The 7,515-nt window shown below is 61.2% G+C and carries 4 protein-coding genes; all 4 read right to left on the reverse strand.

The window, feature by feature from the left end:
• Positions 1 to 45: 45 nt before the first annotated feature.
• On the reverse strand, positions 46 to 3,798 hold the full coding sequence (locus H5U08_RS06485; RefSeq protein ID WP_297031422.1) for an SdrD B-like domain-containing protein: 3,753 nt from the start codon (positions 3,796 to 3,798) through the stop codon (positions 46 to 48).
• Between the two features lie 112 nt (positions 3,799 to 3,910).
• On the reverse strand, positions 3,911 to 4,957 hold the full coding sequence (locus H5U08_RS06490; protein ID WP_297031424.1) for a WD40 repeat domain-containing protein: 1,047 nt from the start codon (positions 4,955 to 4,957) through the stop codon (positions 3,911 to 3,913).
• 237 nt (positions 4,958 to 5,194) lie between these two features.
• Positions 5,195 to 5,635 (reverse strand): NUDIX domain-containing protein, encoded by a 441-nt coding sequence (locus H5U08_RS06495; protein ID WP_297031426.1) that lies wholly within the window; start codon positions 5,633 to 5,635, stop codon positions 5,195 to 5,197.
• 53 nt (positions 5,636 to 5,688) lie between these two features.
• Positions 5,689 to 7,458, reverse strand: a complete 1,770-nt coding sequence (locus H5U08_RS06500) for a radical SAM protein (protein WP_297031428.1) — start codon at positions 7,456 to 7,458, stop codon at positions 5,689 to 5,691.
• Positions 7,459 to 7,515 lie beyond the last annotated feature (57 nt).

The following is a 7,515-nucleotide window of genomic DNA, read 5'->3' on the forward strand; positions in this document are numbered from 1 at the left end:
AGCGGAAATGGGGGCTTCCCAGAACAGGAGATTCCGCGAAGACTTTCAGTCTCCGGCACTGGGGGCCGGTTCTGCGACTCGGGGCCGTACCCCCTGGGATACCGGCGGAGAACCGCTTTCCTGGGGACCGCGAGTGTGATAGACGCCCACCTCGGCCTTGCCGTCTCCATTGAAATCTCCCGCGAATGGCCGATCGCCCTTGCCACCCAGCAAGAACACTTTGTCCACCTCGGTGAGGCGGAAGTCCCCGTCGGTATCCAGGATGAAGCGCCCGTCGCGATACACACCGAGTTTGGTGATGCCATCGCCGGTCCAGTCACCAACGACGGGGAGACCACCGGGCTGACCGAAGAACGCAAGGCGATCTTTCTCGCCCCAGCGGCCATCGCCATCCATATCGAGATACCACACGCCCCCGCGGAAGACGCCAATGGTGGCGATCCCGTCTCCATTCCAGTCGCCGACGACGGCGAAGTCCCCAGGCTCACCGTACATGAAGACATGGTCGATGAGGTCTTCGCGAGCGGGGCCGGCGGCTCCCTGCTTGAGGATCCGCCGTTCATCAGGGGCCTGGGCCGGAGTGGGAGGCAGGTTTCTGGGGCGCAGCGCCACGAGCCGATTCTGGGCGTCGGGAAGCCCCGGCTCGACCCGCAGAGCCCGATCATCGCCCAGCCACGCCGGTCCGAACACGCCCACGTCGGCCTTGCCGTCGCCATCCCAGTCCCCGGCGACGGGCTGATCGCCGTCCCTGCCCAGCTTGATCCACAGGTCGCCTTCGTCCCAGACCCCGTTACCATTCAGGTCGATAAAAAACATTCCGCCAAAGAACACGCCGAGCTGGACATGCCCCACTCCAGCAAAATCGGCGACAACAGGGAGTGCCGCCTCGGTGCCCAGCGTGCCGAAAGTTGTCACCTCTCCCGTGGCAAGATCAAGCATTTTCCATTCGCCGCGATCGAGCGGCAGACCTTGCCATCGCGCAGGGTCGAAATAACTCGCTTCCCGAATGGTCACCTGGTGCAGGCCGTCGTCGCGGTGTCGCGGCATTCCCCCGTTGATGACGCTCAGGTGCCAGGTGTATTCCACCGTTCCCGCACTTCCGGCAAAACGGGGAAGAGTGGGCTGGTTTGGCAATACGGGAGAAATCTGCAGGGTGATGGGTGTGCTCTCCGGCGGAATGATCGGGGACCGTGGTTGTGGAGGCAGTGGTGACGGAGGTGGGGTGAATGGGGGAAGGAAAGGCGGGATCGCCGTCACGAGCACCTCGGCAAAGTTGTACTCTTTTCCCTCGCTCCCGGCTCCCAGTGGAACCAGGAGAATCGCGTCATACTGGGGATCAAACGCGAGCGGCGGAAGAGCGCCAAGATCCATTCCGGGATTGACCGCCAGTCCGCCCAGAGTTCCCGCCGTATCCGGGCCGTCTTCGTATCCTGCCGGCTGGATTTCACGGATGGTGTAAATCCCCGGCCGAAGGTTGGTGAACTGATAAAACCCGTTGGCGTCCGTGTAGGTCACAAGCGGCTTGCCCGAGGCATCCAGCACTGGTCGTCCCTGGGCATCACGCAGCTCGATTTGGACACCGGCCAGCGGCGTATCATCGGGCGTGCGGCGACCATCGCGGAGCCGGGAGGGATCGGGACGCGATTGCCCCCAGACGTATGTCAGGGCGGGGCCGTCCTGAAAGACATAGCCGCTGATGCTGGCCGGACGGATTTCTGCGAAGTTGTATTCTTCCCCGGACACCCCGGGAGGCAGTTTCACGTTGATAATGCGGTCGTTACCATCCAATTCGCCACCCGCCGTTCCCACAAAGTCAGCGCCGTCAAGGTAGCCGCCCGGCTGGATTTCCACCAGCGAATAATAACCGGGAAAGAGATTCTCGAATCGGTATCGCCCGTCGGCATCGGTGGTGGTTTTGGCCACGAGCTGACCCTCAGACGTGTAAAGTTCGATGATCACGCCGGAGATGGGTTGATCGCCGGCGTCGATGAGATCGTTCGCGTTCTCATCCGAGACGACCCGTCCCGCGAGGCTCACCGGGGCGATTTCGCCAAAAAGATATTCCCGCCCCTGTGTTCCCGATACCAGGATAATCCCGGATATGGTGTCGGGATCCACAAGCTGCCCGCCGGCCGTTCCCGCGCTGTCGCAGCCGTCGAAAAAGCCGTCGGGTTGTATTTCCGTCAGGGTGTAAGTTCCCGGCAGAAGACCGGTAAACTCATACCGGCCGTTGGCATCCGTCACGGCCGTGGCGAGCAAACTCCCGTCCGCCAGACGAAGTTGGATCGTCACGCCGGAGAGCGTCGGCTCGCCCGGATCGTAACGGCAATTGAGATTCAAATCCGAATAGACCCATCCGGACAGCGATGCCGGCAGGATTTCGCCGAAATCGTAGTCCGTGCCGACTCCAGCTGCCGGCACGTGGATCTGAGTGATCGCATCACCGGGGTTCTGCGCTTCTCCGCCCTGCGATCCGGCGCGATCCAGGCCGTCGATGTAATCAGCAGGTTGTGCTTCTTCCACGCGATAAGTACCGGGATAAAGTCCTGTGACGGCCCAGCTTCCGTCCGCGGTGGTGGTCACCGTCCAGGACTGCTGGGGCGCAAAGCTATCAGCCTCTCGAATGACGACAATCGTGACACCTGGGATCCCGGTTTCCCCCTCTTCTCGCAGACCGTTATTGTTGATGTCGTGATACACGTGACCGGAAAGACGGGCCGGCCGGACCTCCGCGAAATTGTTGCCAAGACTCTCTTCACCTCCGCGAAGCGTGATTTCTGATATGACATCCGCGGATTGGACGGTGCCGCGCTGGGTGCCGTTGACCGCTCCCGCCGCCGCGCCCACGCTGAGATAGCCATCCGGCTGCTGCTCAACCACGCGATAGGTGCCCGGCAAGAAATTGTCAAAGCGGTAGAAGCCGTCGCTGTCGGTGGTTGTTATGCGACCGGTGAAAACGTACTCTCCCGTGTCCTCTGTCTTTTGCCAGAGCTGGAGGGTCACACCGGCGAGCGGCCGATCGCCTGGGTTGAAAACCACATCCAGATTGGGATCTTCAAACACGCGTCCGCTGATGGCCACGGGAAGCGGGGTCTGGATGAGGCTGATAAACGCTCCGGCTGTGCGGACGGGTTGAGGTTCCGCCAGCGGAGGACTGTAGCTGTCAGACGGGAGTGTCAAGCCCGAATCCACGAGTTTTGTGTCATACGCGTCGATGAACATGTCTTCGCCCGTCGCGTCGTAATAATGCGGCGCGACGAACCACGCGGTGAGTCGGGAACCTTCCAACTCATTTCCCTCGGCCACGGCATTGGGGCCCAGAAAGCCCATTTCATCGACGTCGATCGTGAAGACAAACCGTTCGCCGGCGTCAAAGCCGACGAAATCCAGAACGAGTTTTGTCCCTCCATCGGCGACGGACACCGTGTAGCCATCAATGCCGGTGGCCGAGACGACGCTGAACGGGCCATAACCGAAAGCCCCCAACCCGTCCGGGGACGTATCGAAGAAACAATCGCCGATCGTCAGGCCGTCCCCGAGTTTGTCGGTGTCAATAACGATTCGGGTAAGCTGGGTCCCGGGGGCGCCACCCTGGAAAGTGAGCTCCAACGTATCGCCACTTTCGTCAGTGCCGGTGGCGTCCTCGTAATAGACCATCCCCAGATGGATCGGCGAAGCCGACAGGAGCATGCGCGCTTCCATCTGTTCGAAGCGGCACCGACGGTAACCGCGGTGGGGGCTCGATCGCCGACCAGGATGGCGTGCGTTCCCGAATAGACGTGTGATGATGCGTTTCACACTCGTCCTCCGTGCGAGGTTGGGCTTCCGTGCATGGTTTTTTTACTGGTCAGAAAGGCCCTGTCTTCGGGCTGTAGCCATTCTCAGGGTGTATCCCTTCACGCTTGCGCGCTTACTGGCGGACGGCCCCGGGCACGGTTGTTGCAGGGCGTTCTCCGACCACTGTGGCAGCCGGGAGTCGCCAGAACCGAATCGTCGTGTCGTAACTTCCCGAGGCGAGCACGCCCTGTTCTGCGGTCCACACGAGCCGGGCAACGGTGCCCGTATGACCACGAAGCCGTCCAATCTCCCGGCCGGTGGCCACTTCGAAAACGCGGATTTCGTTGCGGGAGGTGCCGGCGGCGATTTCTTGTCCGCCGTTACAGAACGTGAGCGTGGTGATCTGGCCTTCGTCCACTTCCAAGCTGGTGACGAGCTGCAAAGAGGACGCCGACAAGGCGAAGACGCGCACCCGTCCATCCTCCCCCCCGACGGCGAGGAGTTGCCCGGTCGGTGCGAAAGCCAGGGCACGCTGCCGGCGAAGCGCAACCGTCTGATCCACCACGCGTCGACCGGTGGAAACCTCCCAGAGCTGGAGTCGGCCGGTTCCTCCGGTGACCGCGACGAACCGGTCGTCCGGCGAAAACGCGGTGTCCCGCAGGTCTCGCACACCGGTGGAAAACTGCCGCACCATCCGCCCGGTAGGGGTTTCAAGAATGGTCAGCGTCGGATCAAACCCTGCGACGGCGATGAGTTGCCCGTCCGAACTGAACGAGACGGCTCTCAACGCCACACCGGACACCTGGACACGATACAGTTGTCTGGCGGATTGCCATTCCCAAACCGTGAGAACACCCCATTCATTCACGGCTGCCAAATATCGGCCGGTGGGATCGAAGCTCAAGTCATACACCCAGCCTTCGCCCGGCCAGGTGGCCAGAAGTCGGTCCCCGCCCGAGCCGAACAGCCGAATCTGATGATCATCCCCCGCGGTGGCGAGGAGGTTATGGGCAGCATCCATGTCCAGGGCGGTGATCACCGGCGCCCGCGATTCCCCCCGTTTTTTCATATCCACAACATGAAAGGAACTCAGAACGGTGGGCGTCTGGGCACACAGGTTCCCCTGGAAAGCGGCCCACACAAGGATCATCACAGGATATGCACGCCACGAAATCTTCATTGTTGACCTTCCCGGGTAAAACGCTTGAGTACGATGCCGGCGGCAGGCCGGTCCTTTCTTAGAAATCGGCAAGCAGAGCGTTGTTTCAGCCGTCAAACGCCGTTTGAGTGATTAACTCGGATTAGTCTGTGTCTTTTGACAGGGAAGAGTGTATCGGTTGTAGCGATTATGTCGGCTGCGCAGGCAGAAACGGGGACTGGTTGCGGCGCTCCCTGGCGAATTGAACAGGCCGGGAGGTCATGCCCGTTTCTCTGATCCGCCATCCAGCAGCCGCTGCCGAAGCTGCGCGATGACCGCGGCGTTGGCGGGTGGAAAATCCTCCGGGAGGAGCCGGGCGATGTCCAGCCAGAAAAACGGGGCGCGGGGTGTCGGTAGGCTTTCGGCGGCCGGTACGGCGGAAAAGAAGCGAATTTCCAGGCGGCCGTAATCGTAATCCGCATTGACGGTGAGGAGGTGCTTTTCGATGCGGACGCTTAAACCCGTCTCTTCGCGGGTTTCACGCAAGGCGGCCTGTTCCCAACCTTCCCCTGGTTGCAACCGACCACCGGGAAATTCCAGATAGCCTGCCCAGGGACGCCCCGCCGGCCTCCGCCCCACGAGGACGAGGTCTTCAAAGTGGACCACCGCGACGGCCACCCGCTGTTCGTTCTGCTCCGATGCCCGCAAGGAATCGTTCATGATCACACATTTTGTGGGATTTTCCTGAACGGTAGAACCGCCGATGACGATCGTCAGACGGTCTTCTGAAGCACCCGGTTCTTTTCCACCACATCCGCCACCCGCCCGATGCTCCGCCGCCACTTCGCCAATCGGCCTTTGAGAGGCCTCTCCGAATAGATCACAATCCTTTTGGCTCCCAGGCGTCCCGGCTTGGGATGGAGGGCCAGATGCCAATCCCAGTAGGTCGGTGGTTGTTCGTACAGGGCGTCCATGATCTGGAAAACATCCTCCGTGGTGGGGAGGGAATCGGCCCCGGTGACGTCCAGCACCACCCAGAGGCTCGTATGGGGGTTCTCACCCACCACCCGCCGAACCCAGGGGACGATTTCGGCCGACCGGTCCGCAAATTCCCGCGCCGTGATCCACAAGGTGTGAGCGATGTCAACCGTCTCCGGCGAGGGTGCGGGAGAAGCCTCATCGAGATCGATTCTCCACACACTTCCCCCCTGGTTCACGCGCTCCGCGGAAAGCTCGTCGTTGGCGATGGGAAGCGGATCGAAATCGGTATGGAAGGCCTGTTCGGCCTCGGCCATCAACTGCTGGATTTCCTCTGCACGCAGCGATGGTGTGCTCAACACGTGGTAAGGCGGACGCGGCTGGAATTCGAGTCCCAGTTCCTCGCTCCGGCGACGGAACTCCGTGCCCGGCAGGACAGAAAGCCGAAAAACCTGGGGCTCGTGGTAGAGTCCGGAAGAAGTGAGGTATTCAATTCCCTGCCGCACTGTTTCGGCGGTATCTCCCGGCAGGCCGATGATCAAATCCACGCGGACGTGGATTCCCGCATCCATGAGCGCCTGAACACCCCGTTCAAACGCCGGGAGGTTGACCCGCCGGTGCATCAAATCCTGGGCGGTGCGTCCCACGGATTGCAGGCCGAGCTCAACTTCGACAAAGCCGGCCGATCGCATAAGCTGGGCCAGTTCGGGACGAATCCCTTCGGCTCGCAGTTCTCCCGAGTATGTGAAGCTGCCACGGGGATTTCCTTCCCGAAGTGTGTGGAGGAAATCCTCAAAATCTCGCCGCTGATTGAGTGTGGGATCGAGAAGAAACACTTCCGCCACGCCGCACTCTTCCGCCAGACGGAGGTTTTCCAGGATGACCTCGCGGGACATGTACGTGAGGCGGTCAAAGCTTTTAGGATAGAAACAAAAGCTACAGTGAAAGATGCATCCGCGAATGGATTCCAGCAGGAGCGTGTTGTGCCAGCGGGGGTCGATCATCCCGTCCAGATAGACACGGCCGACAGCGTCCAGTGAGCGCAACTGCGGGCGGGGTGGTCCAAAGCGAGAACGATGACGGTTCCAGGTTCCCGGAATGTCCGGTGCTTCAAGGGGGTGAATGAGCAATTGCGGCGAATCGGCAAGAACGGCAACGAGCTCCGCGAACGTCTCCTCACCTTCGCCCAGAACAGCCCAATCCACCGCCGGATGATTGAGAAACCACGCATTATCGGATGTTGCCTCCGGACCGCCCACGACAATGCGGGTTTGCGGTCGCAGTTCCTTGATCCGCTGGGCAAGCCACAGAGACCGCTCGGCGTTCCAGACGTAGCAGGAAAAGCCGACGACATCCGGCTGTCGCTCGACAATGGCGCGAAGGAGCGCGGCATCGCCGGCCCGATCGGCAAGCGAGGGGGAGAGGATCTCGATTTCAGCCGGGAGCCGATGCACGCACTGCGCATAGTACTTCAGATACCCGGCGGCAAGGGGGACGTTTCCCCGCACCGCTTCGGGCCCCAGGGGTGGGATCGGAAGTTGGACCAGAACAACGTGAAGTGGCATCCGGATCAAACTCGCTGGGCTGAGAGAGACTTCCAATAATGGACCGAAAGGGCTTTA

Source organism: Thermogutta sp. (genome assembly GCF_014359955.1).
GTDB lineage: Bacteria > Planctomycetota > Planctomycetia > Pirellulales > Thermoguttaceae > Thermogutta.